This window comes from Photorhabdus australis DSM 17609 (assembly GCF_000711895.1).
Lineage (GTDB): Bacteria > Pseudomonadota > Gammaproteobacteria > Enterobacterales > Enterobacteriaceae > Photorhabdus > Photorhabdus australis.
In genome coordinates this window covers 24,187-45,454 of the sequence record NZ_JONO01000043.1, presented here as the reverse complement: position 1 = coordinate 45,454, position 21,268 = coordinate 24,187, and the positions used below count along the sequence as shown (strand labels likewise).

The 21,268-nt window shown below is 36.7% G+C and carries 21 protein-coding genes and 1 tRNA gene; 9 read left to right on the top strand and 13 right to left on the bottom strand.

The features are described 5' to 3' along the window. On the bottom strand, positions 1-245 hold a 245-nt coding region (locus BO26_RS13275; protein WP_036772075.1), incomplete at its 3' end, for a helix-turn-helix domain-containing protein. 127 nt (positions 246-372) lie between these two features. On the opposite strand from BO26_RS13275, the gene BO26_RS24900 reads away from it, so the two are divergent. Continuing rightward, positions 373-561 carry a hypothetical protein gene (locus tag BO26_RS24900; RefSeq protein WP_036772072.1) on the top strand — a complete coding sequence of 63 codons (189 nt, stop codon included), beginning with the start codon at positions 373-375 and terminating at the stop codon, positions 559-561. Between the two features lie 279 nt (positions 562-840). After that, on the top strand, positions 841-1,092 hold the full coding sequence (locus BO26_RS13265) for a helix-turn-helix domain-containing protein (RefSeq protein ID WP_012777049.1): 252 nt from the start codon (positions 841-843) through the stop codon (positions 1,090-1,092). Between the two features lie 111 nt (positions 1,093-1,203). Here BO26_RS13265 and BO26_RS13260 read toward each other — a convergent pair. Next, positions 1,204-1,280: transfer RNA gene (locus tag BO26_RS13260), tRNA-Asp, on the bottom strand. Positions 1,281-1,409: 129 nt separating this feature from the next. Continuing rightward, positions 1,410-2,156 carry a DNA polymerase III subunit epsilon gene (dnaQ, locus tag BO26_RS13255; protein ID WP_036772067.1) on the bottom strand — a complete coding sequence of 249 codons (747 nt, stop codon included), beginning with the start codon at positions 2,154-2,156 and terminating at the stop codon, positions 1,410-1,412. Between the two features lie 56 nt (positions 2,157-2,212). Between dnaQ and rnhA the strand changes: the two genes are divergently transcribed. Next, positions 2,213-2,683: a ribonuclease HI gene (rnhA, locus tag BO26_RS13250; RefSeq protein WP_036772065.1), complete on the top strand. Its 471-nt coding sequence runs from the start codon at positions 2,213-2,215 to the stop codon at positions 2,681-2,683. Here the strand turns inward: rnhA and BO26_RS13245 are convergent. Then, the gene (locus tag BO26_RS13245) at positions 2,680-3,396 is read right to left on the bottom strand and encodes a class I SAM-dependent methyltransferase (RefSeq protein ID WP_036772064.1); all 717 of its coding nucleotides are present in this window, start codon (positions 3,394-3,396) and stop codon (positions 2,680-2,682) included. The two genes, rnhA and BO26_RS13245, sit on opposite strands and share 4 nt — an antisense overlap. A gap of 44 nt (positions 3,397-3,440) precedes the next feature. On the opposite strand from BO26_RS13245, the gene gloB reads away from it, so the two are divergent. Together gloB and mltD are read left to right on the top strand one after the other, a co-directional pair. Then, a complete protein-coding gene (gene gloB, locus BO26_RS13240; protein ID WP_036772062.1) occupies positions 3,441-4,193 on the top strand; it encodes a hydroxyacylglutathione hydrolase in 753 nt (250 codons plus the stop codon). 71 nt (positions 4,194-4,264) lie between these two features. Further along, entirely contained in the window at positions 4,265-5,629 is a 1,365-nt protein-coding gene (mltD, locus tag BO26_RS13235; protein WP_036772059.1) for a murein transglycosylase D, read from the top strand. A 116-nt stretch (positions 5,630-5,745) separates the two neighbouring features. Here mltD and BO26_RS13230 read toward each other — a convergent pair whose 3' ends face one another. Both BO26_RS13230 and BO26_RS13225 read right to left on the bottom strand, forming a co-directional pair. Continuing rightward, positions 5,746-7,851, bottom strand: a complete 2,106-nt coding sequence (locus BO26_RS13230; RefSeq protein ID WP_036772058.1) for a peptidase domain-containing ABC transporter — start codon at positions 7,849-7,851, stop codon at positions 5,746-5,748. A 2-nt stretch (positions 7,852-7,853) separates the two neighbouring features. Further along, positions 7,854-9,149, bottom strand: coding sequence for an HlyD family secretion protein (locus BO26_RS13225; RefSeq protein ID WP_036772056.1), 1,296 nt, complete (start codon positions 9,147-9,149; stop codon positions 7,854-7,856). Between the two features lie 683 nt (positions 9,150-9,832). Between BO26_RS13225 and dynA the strand changes: the two genes are divergently transcribed. Next, complete coding sequence (dynA, locus tag BO26_RS13220) at positions 9,833-11,029, top strand: dynobactin maturation radical SAM/SPASM protein DynA (RefSeq protein ID WP_036772055.1); 1,197 nt, start codon at positions 9,833-9,835, stop codon at positions 11,027-11,029. Positions 11,030-11,043: 14 nt separating this feature from the next. Next, positions 11,044-11,223, top strand: a complete 180-nt coding sequence (gene dynB / locus BO26_RS13215) for a dynobactin A family peptide antibiotic (protein WP_036772053.1) — start codon at positions 11,044-11,046, stop codon at positions 11,221-11,223. 333 nt (positions 11,224-11,556) lie between these two features. On the opposite strand, the gene BO26_RS24110 is transcribed toward dynB, so the two are convergent. From BO26_RS24110 to BO26_RS13200, 3 genes are read right to left on the bottom strand one after another with little or no spacing between them, the layout of a single operon-like run. Then, positions 11,557-11,874, bottom strand: a complete 318-nt coding sequence (locus tag BO26_RS24110) for a hypothetical protein (RefSeq protein WP_236637456.1) — start codon at positions 11,872-11,874, stop codon at positions 11,557-11,559. A 60-nt stretch (positions 11,875-11,934) separates the two neighbouring features. Continuing rightward, positions 11,935-12,141 carry a helix-turn-helix domain-containing protein gene (locus tag BO26_RS13205; protein ID WP_036772052.1) on the bottom strand — a complete coding sequence of 69 codons (207 nt, stop codon included), beginning with the start codon at positions 12,139-12,141 and terminating at the stop codon, positions 11,935-11,937. Positions 12,142-12,150: 9 nt separating this feature from the next. Continuing rightward, a complete protein-coding gene (locus BO26_RS13200) occupies positions 12,151-12,714 on the bottom strand; it encodes a DUF2975 domain-containing protein (protein WP_051690974.1) in 564 nt (187 codons plus the stop codon). Between the two features lie 1,189 nt (positions 12,715-13,903). On the opposite strand from BO26_RS13200, the gene BO26_RS13195 reads away from it, so the two are divergent. Continuing rightward, on the top strand, positions 13,904-14,836 hold the full coding sequence (locus tag BO26_RS13195; protein ID WP_036772051.1) for a 2OG-Fe(II) oxygenase family protein: 933 nt from the start codon (positions 13,904-13,906) through the stop codon (positions 14,834-14,836). 455 nt (positions 14,837-15,291) lie between these two features. On the opposite strand, the gene BO26_RS13190 is transcribed toward BO26_RS13195, so the two are convergent. The 4 genes from BO26_RS13190 to BO26_RS13175 form a co-directional block, all read right to left on the bottom strand. After that, the gene (locus BO26_RS13190) at positions 15,292-16,473 is read right to left on the bottom strand and encodes an MFS transporter (protein ID WP_036772050.1); all 1,182 of its coding nucleotides are present in this window, start codon (positions 16,471-16,473) and stop codon (positions 15,292-15,294) included. A 49-nt stretch (positions 16,474-16,522) separates the two neighbouring features. Further along, entirely contained in the window at positions 16,523-16,984 is a 462-nt protein-coding gene (locus BO26_RS13185) for a dTMP kinase (RefSeq protein WP_477707034.1), read from the bottom strand. 806 nt (positions 16,985-17,790) lie between these two features. Beyond that, a complete protein-coding gene (locus BO26_RS13180; protein ID WP_236637454.1) occupies positions 17,791-18,270 on the bottom strand; it encodes a PIN domain-containing protein in 480 nt (159 codons plus the stop codon). A gap of 170 nt (positions 18,271-18,440) precedes the next feature. Then, positions 18,441-19,826, bottom strand: a complete 1,386-nt coding sequence (locus BO26_RS13175; protein WP_036772048.1) for a DASS family sodium-coupled anion symporter — start codon at positions 19,824-19,826, stop codon at positions 18,441-18,443. Between the two features lie 519 nt (positions 19,827-20,345). Between BO26_RS13175 and BO26_RS13170 the strand changes: the two genes are divergently transcribed. Then, complete coding sequence (locus BO26_RS13170) at positions 20,346-21,068, top strand: helix-turn-helix transcriptional regulator (RefSeq protein WP_036772047.1); 723 nt, start codon at positions 20,346-20,348, stop codon at positions 21,066-21,068. The last annotated feature ends 200 nt before the right edge of the window (positions 21,069-21,268 follow it).

Below are 21,268 nucleotides of genomic sequence, written 5' to 3'. Positions count from 1 at the left end.
TCTCGGGAAAGCAAACTGTCAGACCCCCCATTATCCGATTTCAGTTTACCTTGATTGAGGTAATCACTGATATGGCGGTCAACGGTGGTCTGATGGAGTCGCAATGCCTGGGCGATCATCACAGAACTCCACCCTTCAGAAGCCAGAAGGATGGCTTTTATTCTGTCTCGTACTTGACCATCGCGAGTGGTGTCGTGAAGACGTTCAAGTTTGATTTTTTGTTCTGATGTAATAAATATTTTCATAGCGAGGATAATGATCTCCATTTCGGATAAAATCAAGCATCTTCAATGATTACGGGTATATACCCAATAGATTTCAAGTTGCAATGCGGCGACAAGAGAACGCATCCCCAGGAGCATAGATAACTATGTGACTGGGGTAAGTGAACGCAGCCAACAAAACAGCAGCTTGAAAGATGAAGGGTATAGAGGTGATTTTTACAATAATACCATTATAAAAATATCGGGCAACGATTTTTTATTCTGCTATAATATCAGCTCTAGATTTATCACTAATGAAACTAAAATTTTATGTCATATTGCAGGAAAATATGATTAAAGTACCTGTAATACCTGTAAGAAACTATAAATCAATTCAGCTATTAAATTAATAATACTTCGCAAAAACAATGAATTTGGTCTTTACATTCTACAAGAACATCTTCAATATACATGGAACATTTTTTCAAACCATCCATTTAATTACTAAGTATTCTTTTCTATAGCCTCTTTAATTCATCCTCATTGATAATCTGTGCTTAATTACTATTAAACAATAAAAGTATCGATAATTTATTTGTTATCAATATTTCCTCATAATTAAAATCAGGAGATTATTATGGGTATCCAAGATTGGCATCCGGCAGATATTATTGCAGCCCTGCGCAAACAAGGAACAAATCTTTCAGCGGTTTCCCGCAAAGCAGGCCTGGCGTCATCTACACTGAGTAATGCATTACATCGCCCATGGCCAAAGGGAGAAGCCTTGATCGCTATCGAATTGGGTCTACATCCATCCGATATTTGGCCATCACGCTATAAGCCCGGTAAAGAAAATAAGTTTCTGATAAAAGGCATAGAATGCTGGTAGCATATTAATGTCTTATTTCAATGCAATACCACCATGGTATATAAAGAGATTATTATGTAGATATGACGTAAATGAAAAAGCCCCGGGAAATTACCCAGGGCTTAGGAATTTTGGCGGTGCGGACGGGACTCGAACCCGCGACCCCCGGCGTGACAGGCCGGTATTCTAACCGACTGAACTACCGCACCGCGCAGCGTTCTGGTTAAGAACGTGGTGAATATTACGAACCCAAATTCATTCCGTCAATATTTTTTATAACAAAGCGACGTGTTTGATCAACTTTTCACCCTAAAAGGTAATTTATCTGCGATTTTATTTTAACTCTGTCCAGAATTTGTACGCCACAAACAACTTCCACCTTTCTTTTCAACTAAATCCAGTCTGGATTCATGAGCCGCGAGTTCTTCATCTGTTGCGTAAATCACCTTTAACGCAGTTTGCGGACGAGTAATACGCTGTACGCCAGAAACATTAGCACGGCCAGACACATCACCTTCCATCGAAAATGCAAGAGCCGTCTGCCCGCCTGTCATTATTAGATAGACATCAGCCAATATCTCAGCATCAAGTAATGCCCCGTGCAGGGTTCTTTTAGAGTTGTCTATATCATAGCGATCACACAACGCATCGAGGTTGTTTCTTTTCCCCGGGAATAACTCTCTCGCGAGTTGTAAACTATCAGTAACTTTGCAGAAGTCAGCAGTTGGCGGAATATCACGGTTCAGTTTCCCAAACTCATAATCCATAAAGCCGATATCAAAGGAGGCGTTATGGATGATCAATTCAGCACCGCGAATAAATTCAATAAATTCATCTGCAATATCAGCAAACAGCGGCTTATCTTGCAAGAATTCATCACTTATTCCATGAACTTCAAACGCTTCAGGATCGACCAATCTGTCAGGTTTAACATAGATATGAAAATGGCGGCCAGTCAAACGACGGTTAATAACCTCTACAGCCCCAATTTCAATAATTTTGTGTCCTTCATAGTGAACACCTAATTTATTCATACCAGTGGTTTCGGTATCAAGGACAACTTGTCGTGTAATTGCAGTGCTCATAATGCCTTTTTATGTCAAACTTAAGGTTTTGGATGAATAAGAAGAGTCTACCAGAGATGAACAAGCAGGTAGAAATTTTCACCGACGGATCTTGTCTCGGAAATCCGGGGCCAGGTGGATACGGTGTTTTACTACGTTATCAACAACACGAAAGAACCCTCAGCCAGGGCTTTCATCGTACAACCAACAACAGGATGGAGCTGATGGCTGCCATTATTGGTCTGGAAACACTGACCCGACCCTGCAAAATTGTGTTAACCACGGACAGCCAATATGTACGTCAAGGTATCACAAAATGGATTCATAACTGGAAAAAGCGTGGCTGGCGTAAAACAGATAAATCCCCAGTCAGCAATATAGATTTGTGGCTGCGCCTTGACCAGGCAATTACCCGCCATGAAATTGACTGGCAATGGGTCAAAGGCCATGCCGGGCATCGTGAAAATGAACGTTGTGATGAATTAGCTCGCACTGCGGCAAACTCACCAACAGAAACCGACACTGGATATATCGAAAATACAGATTAACTGCGCTTTCGATAACATTTTGTTGCGCCAACCGCACTATTCAATTTGGGCTTTAGCAATGTGACTTTTATCTGGTTCAGAGTTAATGGCAACGTCCGTTTACGGGCAATAATCAGACTCACACAACCAAATACAGGCAAGTACCGATTAAAAAAGCCAGTTTCATTCCGCCAGGGTAATACCTGAAAATTTCCGCGATACAGTACTTCGTAATTCAGCAGACTTAACCAATCAAGTTGGCGCATCAGGGAAAACATATGGCTACAATAGGGCTGATAGCGCCATAATCCGGGCACTAATTTCCCTAAACCAAGCAGACTCAATGAATTGAAGCCACTAATGATCAACCAACCATCATCAATCATCACTCGATCAACTTCTCGTAACAGGCGATGAGGATCATCACTGTAGGCCAGCATATGGCTAAGCAAACAAGCATCAACAGATTTTTCTTCAAATGGCAGATGGTAAGGATCGGTAATCACCTGCATATTCTTCCCTTCCTTACCAACATTAATCTGATTAAAGATTGGACACTCTTTGCTATCAATTTCGGCACTCAAGTTACCTATTTTCAACAGATGGAAACCAAATATTTTCTGCCACCAGGGTTGTAATTTGCGTTCCAAAGCGGCACGGTAATACTCACCCCAAGGTAAATCAGCCCAAGAAGCCGGGGGACTCATATTCTGTATTGTATGTGCAGATTTCATGGCTTCTTTTTCCTTAATAAACTACTGTTAATAAGAGGCATACAATGAAGCTTATCAGCATTCCTGCCCTTGCAGATAATTACATTTGGTTACTCTGTGATGACAATAGACACTCTGTAATCGTCGATCCTGCGGAATCACAACCCGTTCTTGATACCTTAAAATCACACGACTGGATACCCGATGCAATTCTACTTACCCATCACCATCACGATCATGTTGGTGGCGTTCCAGGCATTCTTGAGCAGTTCCCTGAACTACCAGTATATGGCCCGGCGGAGACACAGACCAAAGGTGCTACAATGATAGTACGTGGTGGTAATAGCATCAATTTCGGTAATTTTTCTTTCCAGGTTATCGATGTTCCAGGGCATACTCTGGGACATATTGCTTTTTATCAAGCACCTTACCTCTTTTGTGGGGATACATTATTTTCCGGTGGCTGCGGACGTCTTTTTGAAGGAACAGCTGAGCAAATGTATACATCTATAGGAAAAATAGCTGAGCTACCTGATGACACACTCATCTGTTGCGCTCATGAATATACCGTTTCTAATATGAAGTTTGCTCACGCGATTTTGCCCAATCAAGCTATCAGCGAATATCAGCAAAAAGTAACCCAAATGAGGGAAAATAATCAACCAACAGTACCAACTACATTACAAATCGAAAAAAAAATCAATATTTTCCTAAAATGTGATGATATTGATTTACAAAGAAATATTGGCATTAAACCCAACTCCCAACCACTTTCTGCCATTTTCCGTCAACTCAGAATGAATAAAGACCAATTCTGATTTCGGTGGTTGCTATATCAAGCTAAGGTAAGTATTATTGCTCGTCTTTTAAGCAACCATAAAAACTAATCATGAAGACAAAAGCGATTCTGTTCGCATCTGTCTTGCTGGTTGGCTGTCAATCCGGGCCAGATTGGTCTACGGCAGCCGGACAACGGGCGCAGAATTCGTCTTCAACGAGTCTGAAAACAGGCAAGAAAGCAGCAACTGATGCTACCGGTCAGTTCGCTGCCCGCTGGAAGGATGGTGATCCTGTCAGTCAACAAGAACTGTGGGGATACATCCGTGATGAGTTGAAGATGAAGTTCCCTGATAATTACAGGGTTCGTGAACAACGAAATTACTACTTAAAACACAAGAGCTATCTCCACGATGTAACTTTACGGGCTGAACCGTATATGTACTGGATAGTCGGGCAGATCAAACAACGCGATATGCCGATGGAACTGGTGCTAGTACCCATAGTGGAGAGTGCTTTTAACCCGCATGCTACCTCACGCGCTAAAGCAGCAGGTCTGTGGCAGATCGTCCCGGATACTGGTCGCAACTACGGTCTGACTCAAGACAAATGGTACGATGCACGCCGAGATGTTGCCGCCTCAACAACCGCCGCATTGGACTTGTTGCAACGCCTAAATAAAATGTTCAATGGCGATTGGCTATTGACTATCGCTGCTTACAACAGCGGCGAAGGCCGTGTGATACGTGCAATGAAAGGAAATGCAGCAAAAGGCAAGCCGACAAATTTCTGGTCATTATCACTGCCAAGGGAAACTGCGATCTATGTGCCTAAGGTTCTGGCGCTTAGTGATGTTATCCGCAACAGCGATAAATATGGCGTTACGTTGCCAAAATCCAATCATCAACGCGCGCTTGCCCAAGTTGATGTTGGACAGCAAATCACACTGTCTCAAGCCGCAGAAATGGCAGGCATGTCCCTGACTTCTATTAAGGCATACAACCCCGGATATAAGCGAGGAGTAACATCGCCTAATGGCCCGCATTACATCATGCTGCCGAAGGCAAAAGTTGATCAATTTAAAAACTCACTGGCAGATGGAACCGTTTTAAACAATATTCGTCAGGCAGTTGCGAAAAACAACCTCCGCCTGAATAAACAAAGCCAATATAAAGTTCGTTCAGGTGATACCTTATCCGTAATTGCAAAACGGTTTAATATTTCCATCCGTGAATTGCAGCGGATGAATAACCTAAAGACTGCCAAGTTATTAAAAATCGGGCAGACATTGAGGGTAAATAACGACAACGCTATTATTTATCGCGTTCGTCAAGGCGATTCAGTGGCCAGTATTGCTAAACGTCACGGTATCAAGATCAAAGACTTAATAAGCTGGAACGATGACATAAAAATTACAGATGTAAAACCTGGAATTGAATTAACGCTTTATGTCGATGAATTTTCTGATGAAGCTTAAGATATTTTCCCAGGAAGATGGTTTAAAGGATGACAATAATAGATGGCCCTCTTTTGGGGCCATTGCCTTTATACCCGTTATCTTTCAAGTTGCTTCTTTGTTGGCTGCACTCACTATTATGATTCTACATTAGATAGAGTTATCACCCGATCTGCACAAGCAATGGTTGATGGACGATGTGCAATAATTATCCGAGTTATCGATAAAGCTGAAATCGCAGCATTAATAGAAGCTTCATTATCAATATCTAAGTGACTAGTTGCTTCATCCATGAATAAAATATTCGGGCGACGATAAAGAGCTCTGGCAATCAATAAACGCTGTTTCTGACCACCGGACAAACTCCCACCTAACTCACTTAACATTGTTTCATACTTCATAGGTAATTTAAGAATATCTTGATGGATATTGCTCAATATGGCACATTTCTCAACCCATATTTCATCTCTATTATCATCAAAACCAGAAATATTTTCAGAAATGCTACCAGCAAAAAGTTTATCTTCCTGTAAAACACAAGCAATATGTTTACGGTAATTATTTAGCCCAATATCCATGATATTGATATTATTAAAAAGAATCTCACCGTGAGCAGGTTCTATTAACCCTGCCATTAATTTCATCAATGTAGTTTTACCGATACCAGAAGGACCAACAATAGCAACACTCTCACCAGGTTCGAAGCAAAGATTGAGATTATTAATAATTGGCTCACCATATTCATCATATCGAAAAGTTAAGTTCCTGACCTCCAAAGATGATGCCTTTTCTGGTGCAACAATACGACGTGATTGTTTTTGCCCTTCTGTTTTAGATAAAGCAATATCGGAAATACGCTCGTTATGTAACGACAACATTCTGAATTGCAGAACAATGTTAATTAGATTAGCTGTCCTATCCGCAAACAATCCCCGATACGCATTAAATGCCACAAACATTCCTACCGTCATACTCTCATTAATCACTTGATTCGTTGCCAATCCAAGCACAGTAATTTGTTCTAAAGTGACGATTAACGCATTGACTTCAGCGAAAATCATATCAAATTTATTAAGACGAATTTGAGAGTTACTTGCTTCTATATTGAGATTTAACCATTGTTGTGAACGATGTTTGATAAGACCTAATACTTTCAATGTAGTAATCCCATACAATGTCTCCATTAAATGAGAATTTGACCGAGCATTTTTTACAATTTGTTCATGGGAAGCCTGTTGATAATATTCATAAGTCATTACCCTAAGTAATGTATAAATAAGTGTAAATCCCACCACAACCCATAATAACCAGCCACCATATAGTAACATCATTATAAAAACACCCGTTACCATGATGCTATCAATAACTCCTCTTACTAAGGTATCAGTAAACGTATCACGAATAACATCTAATGAATTAAAACGCGATTGAATATCTCCAAGTTTTCGTTTTTCAAAATAGACTAAAGGCAACCCCATTAAGTGATTAAATAAGCCATTTTTCCACTGTATTTCAATCAAAGCCCCCATAACAATAGAAAGCCAAGATCGAATTAAACTGGCAAAAGTCCTAAATAGTGTAAAAACAACAAGCCCAAGACAAATAAGAACCAATAGATCTTTATCCTTTGATAAAATCACATGGTCCATGACCAACTGTGTTCCAATAGGTAAAAGTATATTAACCAGCTCTACAATGATAGATAAGCTAATTAACTTTACCAAAAATGCCTTAATTCCTTGAACATTATTAAACAATTCTATAAGTTTTATCGGGTTTCGTATAGTTTTAACCTTAATTTTAAACTCATTATTAGGCCATAATTCAAGTGCCACTCCAGTAAAATGAGAGGCAACCTCTTTTAACCCGATAACTCTACGACCAAATTCTGGATCATGAATAATAAATCGTCCAAATCGAATACGGACTAATACTACAAAATGATTCATATCCCAATTTAAGATACAAGGCAATTTTAGATTATGTAATTCATCTAGCTCTAAACTTAGCGCTCGTGACTGCATTCCTAAATTACTAACTACTTCACCCAAACCTGAAATATTTCTCTCCATATTAGAAGAGCCAAAACGCTGCCGCAAAGAAGACAGCTCTATTTTAATACCAAAAGCATGCCCCACCATCGCAATACATGTTAAACCACTCTCTGAGTCTTCATTCTGAATGAATTGAGGAACCTTTTGTTTGAAGCCTAAATCTAATTTTTTGTAGATATCTTTTAACATATCTATTTCCCTATGTCCTGTTCCATAAGACTTGATTTAATGCCATAGAAAGGTGTAAACATCCATTGATACAAATAGCGTCTTTCCAAAAATACCGTAGTTTGCGCACGCATGTTGCTACTAATTTCCATAGAACTGCCTTGATAGATAAAACGATTTTCATCAAGTGTTGCAGTGACTTTATAATATGATTGATTAGTCATCGTATTTGATATAATAGGAGAATTACTGTAGCTTTTTAGTTCCTGATATGAAGCGGCCACATTAGAAATTGAAATAATATGTCCACCAAACTGGCCGAATTTTTCATAAGGAAAGGCATCATAGCGTATATTAACTCGATCCCCAATTTTAACATAGGGAATACTGTTATTTGGTAACCAGAATACTAAATAATAAAGTCGATCTTTTCCTGGACTAAGTTGTGCTAAGCTATCACCTATGTTAATCATTTGTCCCGGCGTCACACTTAAGGATTCCACCAATCCATCATAAGGGGCCGTGACTAACATAGCTTCATTCAGATCAATATTAGCTAGTTTTATTTCCAATTCTGAGCGTTGATATTGATATTCAGATATTCTGTTATCAAATTCAACAGATGTGGTAATCATATCACTCTTTAATTTTTCTACCTGAAGTTGCGCTTGTATTTTTTGGCTATAAACATTTTGATATATACCTTGTTGCTGATAGAAAAGAGATTTCTGATTTGCTAATTGATCTTTATTAATAAGCCCTTTATGCAGATATTTTGTGTAGGAATTGGAATATTTTTCCATGGTAACCAACCCTTCCTGGGCATCTCTAAGCAAATTTTCTACCGTAGAAATCACCCTTAGATATTCATCAATTTGCAGTTGAATATTTTTAAGTGTTTGGTTTTTGTCTTCCTCTATTTTGGCAATAATTTTCTCAGTCAACATAATTTGACGATTTATCGATGAACGAGATTTTATGCTAACATTGCCAGAATCACTAACTTTACTGGAATCAATTTTATAAAGTTTTGTTCCCCTGGATACAAAATCACCTGGCTTAACATATTGCTCTGTAACTATTCCCTGTGTTGTAGAAAATAAAGCTATCGTTTTAGGGGAAGTAATCACCTCTCCTATCACATTAATGCGCCTAGTATAACTACCGAAAAATATCAAAAAAATTATGGATAACGCGATAACGGTAGAGAAGAAAAATACTAATGGAGCAGGAATGACAGAAATAATGTGGGCTTTACCAAGCCATGAGCTTTTATGATTTCTAACGGAATTATTACAAGGAGTAATATTGTTTTTCATATAGTTAATCCATGTTAATCGGTTAGTCGTCAGTAATAGTCAAGATCCTCTGATGTTCAGCATAGTGCAATTAACCATATAAATATTATGCGTATTATAACTACACCTTTTCACAAAAAAATCAATCGTTTTTGGAATTGGTTTGATATAACTGGGGCCAATTAAGAAGTAGAGATGAAAATACGTTAAAGGCTAAACTATTTTATACGTTTCATAATTTCCCTGAATTCAGTAAATTTTTGTGAAGCAAGGCACATTTTAAAAAATAACCATTGCATTCACAAAAAAAGCGCGTATTTATAATAACCATAATATTTATAAGGTTTATCTGGGTTTAGTACTAGATATTTTAGACCTACAGTTTATATTTATATATACCCAATAGATTTCAAATTGCAGCGCGGCGGCAAGTGAACGCATCCCCAGAAGCATAGATAACTATGTGACTGGGGTAAGTGAAAGCAGCCAACAAAGCAGCAACTTGAAGGATGAAGGGTATAAATATGCCCGAATGACTCCAGCAGTACGTCAAGAAATATAACATGGTCGAACGAGCATAAATGAACTGATAATATTCAGTACGGCATCAACCCGAAAACCATCGAAAAGTGGAAAGAATATCCATTTACCCATGATGCACCGATGGGGCCATAACAATGTATATGTAGCCTGAGGGACAGATCATGAATTTTATCAATGTAATAAAGCCGACACATGTTTGTAATTTATCTTGTACTTATTGCTACAATGAAGATATCCGAAAGCCAATTATGACAGAAGAGACACTGTCCAGAGTTATCTTCGAAACTTTTTCTTACACAAATCATTTAGGATGTTTTTCCGGTGTTGAATTTATATGGCATGGTGGTGAACCATTAATACCAGGCATAAAATTCTACGAAAACGTTTTACGGTTACAAGAAAAATATTCAAATGGAATTTCATATATCAATTCCATACAAACGAACGGAACACTTCTAACGAATAAATGGGTTAATTTTCTCTCAAATAATGACTTTCTTGTCAGTCTTTCTATTGACGGCCCCAAAGAACTACATGACGCAAACAGAATAGACAAAAAAGGAAATGGCAGTTTTGATCGTGTGATGTCTGGCATAAGAAAATTAAACCAGGCAAACCAGAGATTTGGCAGTGTACTTGTGATTAATAAACAAAACAAAGCACATGTTGAAAATATATATGATTTTATGGTATCAGAAAAAATAGCATTCAATGTTATACCAATGACAAAGTCCGGTAGTGCTGTATGCTCTTATGAAGATTTAGGTTTAGAAGCAGACGAATATTATGAGCCCTGGATTAAGTTATACGATTTATGGTTTGATGCTGAAGATGATAGATATACTTATATCTCTGATTTCGTCAGGAAAACACAAGCTATAATGGCAGGGAGGGCAGCTGACTGCATTGGTATGTCACAATGTGGTAATGCAAACTGTTCCACAGATCCCCTTGGTGATATTTACCCTTGTGCCAGCTTATCAGGTCATCCAAATCTGATATATGGCAATATCAATAAAAGCTCACTTTTAGAAATAATGAACTCTAGCGTTGCTAAAGAATACAGGACAAGAAAACCAACTAAATACTGTAACGCATGCAAATGGCAACATGTTTGCCATGGCGGATGTCAAGCAAGATCATATAAATTCTTTTCGGGTAATTATCATGAAAGAGATTATTATTGCCCTAGTTTGTATAAAATATATGAACATATTGAGAAGAAACTTGCCACTAAAGGTATAAAGGCAAGAGCGCCCTATCCTAATCACATGGATGACGGATTAGGTGGGACACCAGCTTATATAAAGTCATATATAAGCAATAAGCACCATCCTATAGAAATAACTTTATTGTAAATAGGAGAATATAAATGAAAAAGCTTAGCAAACCTAGCCAAAATAAAACCTGGAACAAAGCGCTTATAGATTGTGTCGGAAAGAAATCAAATTCACTACAAGGAAAACCTATTCGTTCTAATAAAGTTGAAAAACTTGTGCAATCAGCAACTATTCCTTCATGGAATAGCAACGTACACTCATATAGATTTTAATTCCTGGTAATACAACAAGAGCCTATTAAATACAATAGGCTCTTTATGACTTTGTCTAAAGATAACCACTTCAGAGATATATAATCATCCCAATTAAATATACCCAATAGATTTCAAATTGCAGGGCGGCGGCAAGTGAACGCAGCCAACAAAGCAGCAACTTGAAAGATGAAGGGTATAAACATGATTTATGCTCATTATTTCTGGCATCAAATAGAGGGAGGCATTACCGGAAAAATACTCTAAATTAACTGTGCCTGAGAATTCAAACAACAAGTCTTAGGAAAAATTCTGATAATACCTCAGGCACTTTATTCTTAAACAAATTTTAGATCACAGTACAGTATCTGTTACGCATTGGATAAAAGGTTTTACCTCTTCACTTCTTTTCTTATCTAAAGGCTTTTTTGTTTCATCGGAAACATCAAACTTTCCTTTAAATTTTCCATCTGCATTAGCTGTTTTCTTATCTGACTTTCCAACAATACTAATTGTGTACAAATGCCCTTTGGGCAGCAAATCAGTACATTTACTCAAGGCACCTTTTTCTTTCGCATGAATTTCATTATTCACATCATTTACTGATGTTTCTGCAAAAGAAAACGGAATGTAAGCCAAACCAAGCAATAAAGCATATGATAAAAGTTTCATCTCTTTTCCTTACTTACTAAATTAATATAACAATTAACAGTACTAACTCACACTAACCAACTAATCTTTCTTAAACTCCAGTATATCTCCAGGTTGACACTCCAAATATTGACATATAGCATTTAAAGTAGAGAATCTAATTCCCTTAATCTTTCCTGTCTTTAATAAAGACAGATTCTGTTCGGTAATTCCTATTAATAATGCGAGATCTTTAGATTTAACCTTCCTCTTTGCCATCATTACATCTAAAGTAATATGAATTGACACAGTGTACCCCTATATAATACTCTGATTTTCAGCGTATATATCACAGGCTTGATAAAGAATACGAGAAATTATGGCCAGGCAAGCTGACATAAAAAAAGCGACAAAATGGCCGGTGGTTAGACTAAACGATATAAAATGACTTCCCGCTGACGCATTCATTGTTAGCCATAACGTTAACAAAGGCTCACATAGAATATCTAAAATACTCCAGGCAATCACTCCCCAGGCAGCAAATCCTAAATGCTTTGCTGTTTTCCGTGAAAAATAATCCCCCTGACCATAACGCCTAAATAGTTGGTGTAACGCCCACAAGCTAAATATTAATGATGACAACGGGATACTTGTTATGAAAATTCCACCGGTAAGCTGCCACCAATTGAAAGAATACATATCAAAGTTAGGTAATATTCTCCCAGTGAGAGAATATCCAAGCCCATACTTCTCCAGGATCAATTCTGGTTTCAGCCAACTAAAGGTGTTAATGATAATAGCTACCGTGATGACTAGCAGAGAAAATTTAGACATTATTAAGCTAAGGCTAGTCATTCGATCCAGTTTTGAAGAATTTGTCATACTTACTCCCATCATCAAACATGATCACACTATAGCCTAAAATTACCCTAAAACAATACTTTATTATCGCAAAACGATAATAATTTCACACCTGGGATTAGGAGAATCAAGTAACAGATTGTTTTTTAAGCACCTTTGGGAAAATAAAAATGGACAGATAAAGTAGGCGAACAATTTTTTCCTGCAGGCAAAAGATGCTTCCCCGGGCATGTGGATTCATTATCTGGAATAAACGCTTGTTAGGATAAATACTAAATACATCCGCTATCAAAATATCAATTCACTAAATAATTCAGATTGTCAGTATTACTGTCTATTATGACAACAAGATGCAGATGAAAATCATTATCATAAATAAAAAACGATGAGTTAAATATGTAGTTACACCAGGTAAAAACAATTTCGTCAGCAGATAGCAATTAGATAAATCTTTTATTAAAAAAGAGAATAATTTGTAATAGAATGAAAAAAATGAATTATTTCTTCAACACAGAATAATTATGAAAAAAAACTTCAAATTGAAGAATATTAAATCAATTATCATTCTAATCATAACCATTCTATAAGCTCTCTACTGTAAGAGATAATTATATTAATCTCTTACAACGTTTGAACTAAAAACCTGAGTCTGAATTTATATATCTATAAAATAACCATTATTAAACAAGAAATTAAATAAAACAGATCGTTTATTATCTTCCTTAACATCGATAATTACAGTAAAACCAATTCCAATTCTGGAAAAATTTCATCTATGAATTATGATATTTATCAAAACATAACAGAATGATTTATATGATTTTTTAATAAAAATATATTTCTATTAAAAAAATATATTATTTTTTTATTGCAGCCATTTGCTTTTTAATTCTTTCTATGTCATATATTAATTACACAGATAAGAGACATTAATTATGTAAATGTGATGTAATTTTCACTTATAGCTATGATAAATAATTATATATTATCTCTTTTCTAAAAAACGACCAATATCGAGTGAGGATAAGTTTACTTTTGGAATCCACAATGGGCCAAAGGGGGTGATTAATATTCTATAAATATGAAAAAATAGCATTTTGACACCAGTAAATTCACGCCTCAATTTTCAAAATAAGAAGATTGAAGAAATTATTTACGAATTTCATCTAAATTAATCGTCTTTTTACTACATTATCGCAGGACCATAATCATGACAACACCATCAACAATGCGATCTACCATTAAACTACCACCAATGCCATCAGAAATAATTGCTGCAAAAACTTATAAATCAGCAAACATAGTACGCTCCCGTTTAGAAGGAGACAACCTTGTTTTTATTGATGACGATGGCTTTAACCAGGCTATTCGACATGGTTTTTTCCTCCTGGAAGTTCCACCATATATAGATTTTGAATATGGTGATCGATTTGCATACCACTTCTTTGAACCCGCTACAGAGGGAGAACTTCGTCCCTATACGGGCTTCAAATCATGTACTTTTTCCAACGGTTACGAAGGTTATTTCGATAGAGAATATGCTCAATGGGAAAATCTCTATCTCGAACAAGCACACTGGAACTTAATTCCAACCGAGATTGCCACACTTGGTCATCGCATGGCACATATAGGTACATGTATATTACGTGCCGTGCTAAATCATGTTGGCATTCCCCGCCGAGACTGGGAATTAATTACCGGTGGTCTTTCAGAAGGGAAAGGCCACCTGATGTTGGGGTTTAATCACTACCGATCAGATAAAGCTGCCCAAGGCTCCAAATTTCATCGAGACATAGGATGGATAACAATCTTAAGAACGACTGAACGTGGGCTGTTAGCTTATATAGATGATGAACTTTTGGCTATCGATCCTGTTCCTGGCTACCTAATCATTAACTTTGGTAGTTCAATCGAAGTGTTAACAGAAAATTTAACGAAAAATGTTCGGGCCAATATACATGGCGTCGTTCGCACAGAACGAAATGGACAGCGGGATAGAATGTCCTATGTGATGCTTTTAGACAATGCCCCGACGAGTAATATCTATAAATATGGTCCCAACGGTCCAATCAAGATTCAATCGGTCAAAGAATTTACTGTTCAAGAAATTAGCCGGACGTATGATAATAATGATACTTTATAAATCTAAAGCATCGTATTATGAATATAAATGATAGATAGATATAAACAGGAATTCACCAAACTATAAAACCGCAAACTTCCGATATTATTAATAGATTTAATCATATAGTAAAATATGGTTTATTCTGGCAATCGCAACCTGTTTGCAACAAACCTTTCGCTAAAACTGAGAGATATAGAACCGTGCAGACAGGTTTTTCTACCCACTTTTAATTGACCCTCACTGTGGTAAAATATCAACGAGCATGTTTATTCTTAATAAACATGAAAAGAATCTAACCCTTGAAATAATCTTTAAATAAATTAGACACATACAGCCCTATCACAACACTTCGTTTTTCAGTAAAAGGTAGACGTATGGCAAGGCTGTTACCCCATTTTACTACCTGCATGATTATTACCTCTAAATATACACTTTTATTGTATATGCACTCACTGGCCCTCAGTAAAACCATGTCATGATGTGGATTTACGATTCATTAAAATAACCACAATTATGGTTGAAAAAATACCTATAAATGTTGTAAAGAAAACGATGCTTGCGGAAAAAAAATAAGATATTGTGGAACCTATCAAAGGGCCAACAAACATGGAAAAACCAACAGAAATTGACGTTAAACCAAATATTTTAGCCGAGTTATCATTAGTTGCGAATTTCTGCATATAAATGGTAACAATAATATTATTCATAGACGATCCTATTCCTATTATTACCATTGCTAAAAACATAAGAAATAAATTGATTTCATCAGGAAATAAATCGTTAAATTGATTTGTTATTCCTATTAAAAGATACCCCAACCCCCACAAAAAGAATGAAGATAACATAATATTTAAAGATATGTTAATTTTATATTTTCCAAATACTAAACCAATTAAAACACCTGAAACACCTGAAAGACACATAGCAAAACTATAATGGCTTCCATTGAATCCCTGCTCCATAAAGCTAAGAGCTATTAGGCTATCTGATAAATAGCCAAAACAAGTTAAAGTAGAAATAACAATAAATGAAAACAATATTTTATTATCTTTCATCATATTAAAGTAATTAATTAGTGATATTTTGTTTTTTTTGCGATTAACATTGATCAACGGTTCTGAAACAAAAATATATAAGATTGCTGAAATAAAATAAAGCATTGATATTAAAATAAGAATCTGTTTTGTTGAATAATAGATAAGAATAAAACCTAAAAATAACGGGGCCAACATTTTGTATATTTGAAATGAAACCTGCCAATAACTAAAGTTTTTTTCAAATTTGTTGGCTGATATATTTTTTAATATTAAAAAATTAGAAGGTCCTAAAAATAAACGCAGGATGTTTTTAATGAAAGAATAAAGAATATATATATTAATGTCATCAATGTTGTATTGAAAAGTGGTAATAAAACCGCAAAGTAACGAAATGATAATAATGTACTTTTTTGGTTTTATATTTTCATCCACAAATGATGAAACATAGGGCGTTAGAAATAGTAACGATACAGCATATGAAATTGTATATAAAGATGAGTATATCGCTCCACCATTCCAGTGATATGTGATTAATGTGAATGATATTATCATCTCCAAATACAAAGTGAAAGAGTTTCCTGAAGAGGCTAATATTAATTTACGAAATTCTTTATCCATTATTTTCCTCCAACTAAAATAGCCTCATTAAATATAGCGATTGCAGTGATTACATTTTTTTTGGCATTTCCACTTGAATAATATCCACTATTAATTTAATTACTGCATCTTTAGTTAAGGTATCAGTATCAATAATTTTCCAGGTATCATCATAAAATGTCTGGTATTGATTAAGAACGTGTTTTTGATATTCTATAAAACCATATTTTTCATTTGTCTCTAATTTTCCAGATTCACTAGGTTTTAATATTTTTTTTCTTTTTTCAGCAATTCCTGGAGGGACATCAAGATATATCACCATGTCTGGTTTTGTGTTTATCGACAGAACCGACTTACTTAATTTTGCTAATTCCGTAGATTTAAGTAAGAATCTTGCTAAATATTTATAATACCAACTATCACATATAATAATTTTACCTTGCAATAAACAAGGTTGAATAACTAAACTATCTAAAACAGCAAACCATGATGCTATCAATAAAATCCAATGCCGGTCACCAAGTTCACCCAATGGCGCTGAAATGTCATAATCCCAATTCTATTAATTAGGGGATGAACTCATTAAACCATTATCATAATTTAATTTTTCATCATCAGTTAGCGGTCTAAATGCCTGTGCTGTTATCACATTCATTATATACTCCTATAGGATTTTTTTTAAAAAATATACCAAATCAAAATTTAATTCAGCATAGTAATAATAACAGCTTTTTTTTATTTCAGTTAAGTAACAGTTAAATGTTTGTGAATTACATCACAACTAAAAATATAACCCGTTGAAAAAACTCAAATTATTTATTGCTTTTTGTGATAAAAAGTGTATCAAGCTTGGTATGCTTTCCAATAAGTTAATTTTACGTAATTATCTGAATTTATTGTTATTATTTTTTCGGTCATCTATTCAATGCGGTGTTCATTATGTAAGATTCTGTCATTTATTAAAGAATTCTTGATGGCCAAAATACACGTTTTTATTATCCTTTCAGGTCACCGTATTCTTCGTTGGTGTAACCGTAATTCATGTTGTCATCCACGCTTTCCCTCCTACAGTAACCTTCGGAACAACAGCATTTGCTACTCAGGAACTTGAGCAGGTATACGATGATGATAATGACGCTTTGTAGATATTTTCTGCATAATAAATTGGTGTTATAACGCAGATTTGAGCTGACAGATACCTTTATATCAGTGTCTGTCAGGTTAAATCGGCAGGTGAACCTCGATCCCTCTCTGGCTCACCAAATCTTTAGATATACCCTTCATCTTTCAAGCTGCTGCTTTGCTGGCTGCGTTCACTTACCCCAGTCACATAGTTATCTATGCTCCCGAAGATTCGCTCCCTTGCCGTCGCGGTCCATCTTGAAATCTATTGGGTATATATGAGAATGGATTTTGAATAACCAAGCTGTCTTCCAACATCTGCCCGTGATTCATGTCTTCACTATAGAGCGCCCGACAACCTGCGATGACCGCAGCCGCCACAATACAAGAATCGTAGAATGACAAGTGATAACGCTCTGCAATGAACCTAGCCCGGTCATGAACTTTAACCGTAAGAGGCACGATTTTGCAAAAACTACGTACAATATCGAGGAACTCCGCTATCTCTGCCCAACTCATCTTAAGTTTACGCACACGCACGTGCGCCACTTCATTGAGCACCTGCACACTGATGATCGGATTCGCCTTCAGCAGCGCTTCGGCACTATCGGCCCTGGCCACATCCTGGGACAGCAGGTACAACACCACATTGCTGTCGATGAAACCGCAAGACTTAGCCCCTGTCATTCGCTTCATCTCTGCTGAACCTGAAATCTGCCAGCAACTTACTGCGGAATGTCCGAAGACGCTCCAACAACACCTCAGATCCAGGCTTCTTGCATACCGCAAAGGTACGCGGATCATCCACTACAATCTCAATATCATCACCTTCACGCAATTCCAGAATTTCAAAATTAAACTTTCAGTTACAACCAGAAGAACCAGGCAAATAGAGAAATGATAATGATACAAGCAATATTCAAAACCATCCCCACTCTTACCATTTCAGTCTGTTTGATATGACCGGAGCCGAAAACAATCGCATTAGGCGGTGTGGCAACCGGCAACATAAAAGCACAAGACGCACCGAAACCAATAATCAGTGTCAATGTCACCACCGGCATACCCAATGCTTCCGCAACTGTTGCAAATACTGGCACCAGCAAAGCTGCACTTGCTGTATTACTGGTAAATTCAGTCAGGAAGATAATAAACGCAGCTACAGCAACAATGATCACAAACCAATGGCTTGCGCCGAAAGTAGCGGCCATACCATTCGCCATAATTTCACTGGCACCTGAGTTTTTCAGAATAGCACTTAAAGTCAGGCCACCACCGAACAGCATCAATACGCCCCACTCAGTGTTATTCTGAATCTGAGACCAACTTGCAACACCTGTTACACCAATCAGAATAGCGGCACCAATCGCGATAATAGTATCCAGATCTTTCACACCACCCAGAGCGGAGCTAATCGCAGTACTCGATATCCAGCAGAACACTGCGGACAAAAAAATCAGCATGGTCATCAAACGCTTGCCAGTCCAATCTGGTTTTTCCAGCTTCATGTCGAATTTATGATTCAAATTAGGGCGCAACATCAAATACATGATACCCACCATCATCGGCATCAAAATAACAACCAGAGGAATACCAAATTTCATCCAATTAAAAAAATCGATGCCCAGTTGAGCCGCCGCAATCGCATTTGGTGGACTACCGACCAACGTACCTAAACCACCAATACTTGCACTATAAGCAACACCCAGCAATACAAATACAAAGGTATGGCGTTCAGTACGTACATCTAAGTTAGACAAGATCCCCAATACCAATGGCAGCATCATCGCGGCAGTCGCTGTGTTACTGATCCACATGGAAAGGCCAGCAGTAACGCCAAACAACAACATCACCGCTACAGACAAACGTCCACGGGCAATCATCAGCAAGCGATTAGCGATCAGTCTATCTAGCCCTTGTATATGGAGTGCCGTTGCCAGTGCAAAGCCACCAAAAAACAGAAAGATGATGGGATTAGCAAAAGATTTCAACGCATCTCCCGTATTCATCAATCCCATGCCAACCGCCAGAATGGGAATACATAACGCAGTAATCGTGACGTGAATAGCCTCCGTCAGCCACAACACCCCAACAAATACCATCAGTGCCAAACCCGCATTGGCTTTTTCATTAAACGGTAAGGTATTAAGTAGAAGAAACAGTAAAACAATATCAACAGCCAGAATAATTAAACCTTTTTTATTAGAAAAATTTGGCTTCATAGCTGGTGTTAAAGATTCAGAAGCATCCATGGTGACTCCATTAGCGCCGGTGATATCTCATTCACCATTGCTACAATTGTTAAAAAAATACAAGGCGTGTGAATATAAGGAGTCTGCCTCAGGAAGAAAATGCAGTTATTTGAATTTTGGGATCTAAAGCGTAGGAATGGAGTCAATTAAATCATAAGAGACGTAATTTTATACAAATTTTTGTTGTTACATCACATTATTACATCTTTATAGGTATAGGAAATCGCTACGTTTTATGCAGTCTTTCAGGTACAAAAACCGATGAGTTTTACTTCTCTTCAAGCTGATAAAAAAACCATTAAAAAACGAGGGAGTATTTTAGTATTAACAATAGCCCCGCTATATTCACGTTTTTAAAATCTGGTATTAATTAGGGCGATTTTTTTAACCCTAAAAAATAGCATTTCCAGAGACTATTGTTTGAAACCCATAAATATAATTACCTATTGAGGCGTAGAAGTGATACCCTCACATGAAAGTTATTACTGTTTTATAGTTTTATCATAACGGGTGGAAATTATGAAAGATAATACTATGAGTTTCTCTGTAAACAAAGATCTGGATGTTCATTCAAAAAGTTTTGAAGCCTTTATATCATACATGGAAAACAGCAACGATTTTTGGGTTATAAAAGATAACGAATCTCGATTCGTCTATGCTAATGATATTATGCTTTATTACAGTGGCCTGCCTAAGGGTTTTAACATAGAAGGAAGGCTTGATAGTGAATGTCCGGCACCGTGGTCTGAGTTTGAAGATATTATACAAGCTAATGATAAAAACGTAATGACTAGTCAAAAAACTATTCCGGTACTAAATACTTTCACCTATGGCGGGAGACAAAAAATAATCCAACCATTTCTACTCGATGTTACCCCCTTAATGAAGGAGGGAAAATGCATTGGGGTTGTAGCACACGGTAGAAAACTTGAAGTTTATTCCATGTATCATCTTGAAAATAACAAACATCCTGACTCATTGACTCTTGGCACACCAACTGATTTATTTACTGACAGAGAGTTCGATATCGTATTTTTTGCGTTGCAATCACTCAGTGCCAAAGATATAGCTAGAAAATTAGGTATTTCATATAGAACGGTACAAAGCAGGCTACAATTTATTTATCAGAAAATAGGGATAAATTCATTAAGTCAGTTAAAAGAGTATTGCCGGGGTAAGGGATATGATAACTACGCGCCTACCCGATTTATTAATCCTAATCCTTATATACCTCTGGCATAATAATGCGCAACATTGTTATTGTCACTATATCATTAGGATTCTGCTAAAAGCAGAATCCTATCCCTCATTAATTTAACCCTATTTTTTATATAGAAGATTTTATCTCGCTATATTCACGTTTTTAAAATCTGGTATTAATGGGGGCGATTTTTTTAATCCTAAAAAAAGGTTTTTCCAGAGACTATTGTTTGAAGTCCATA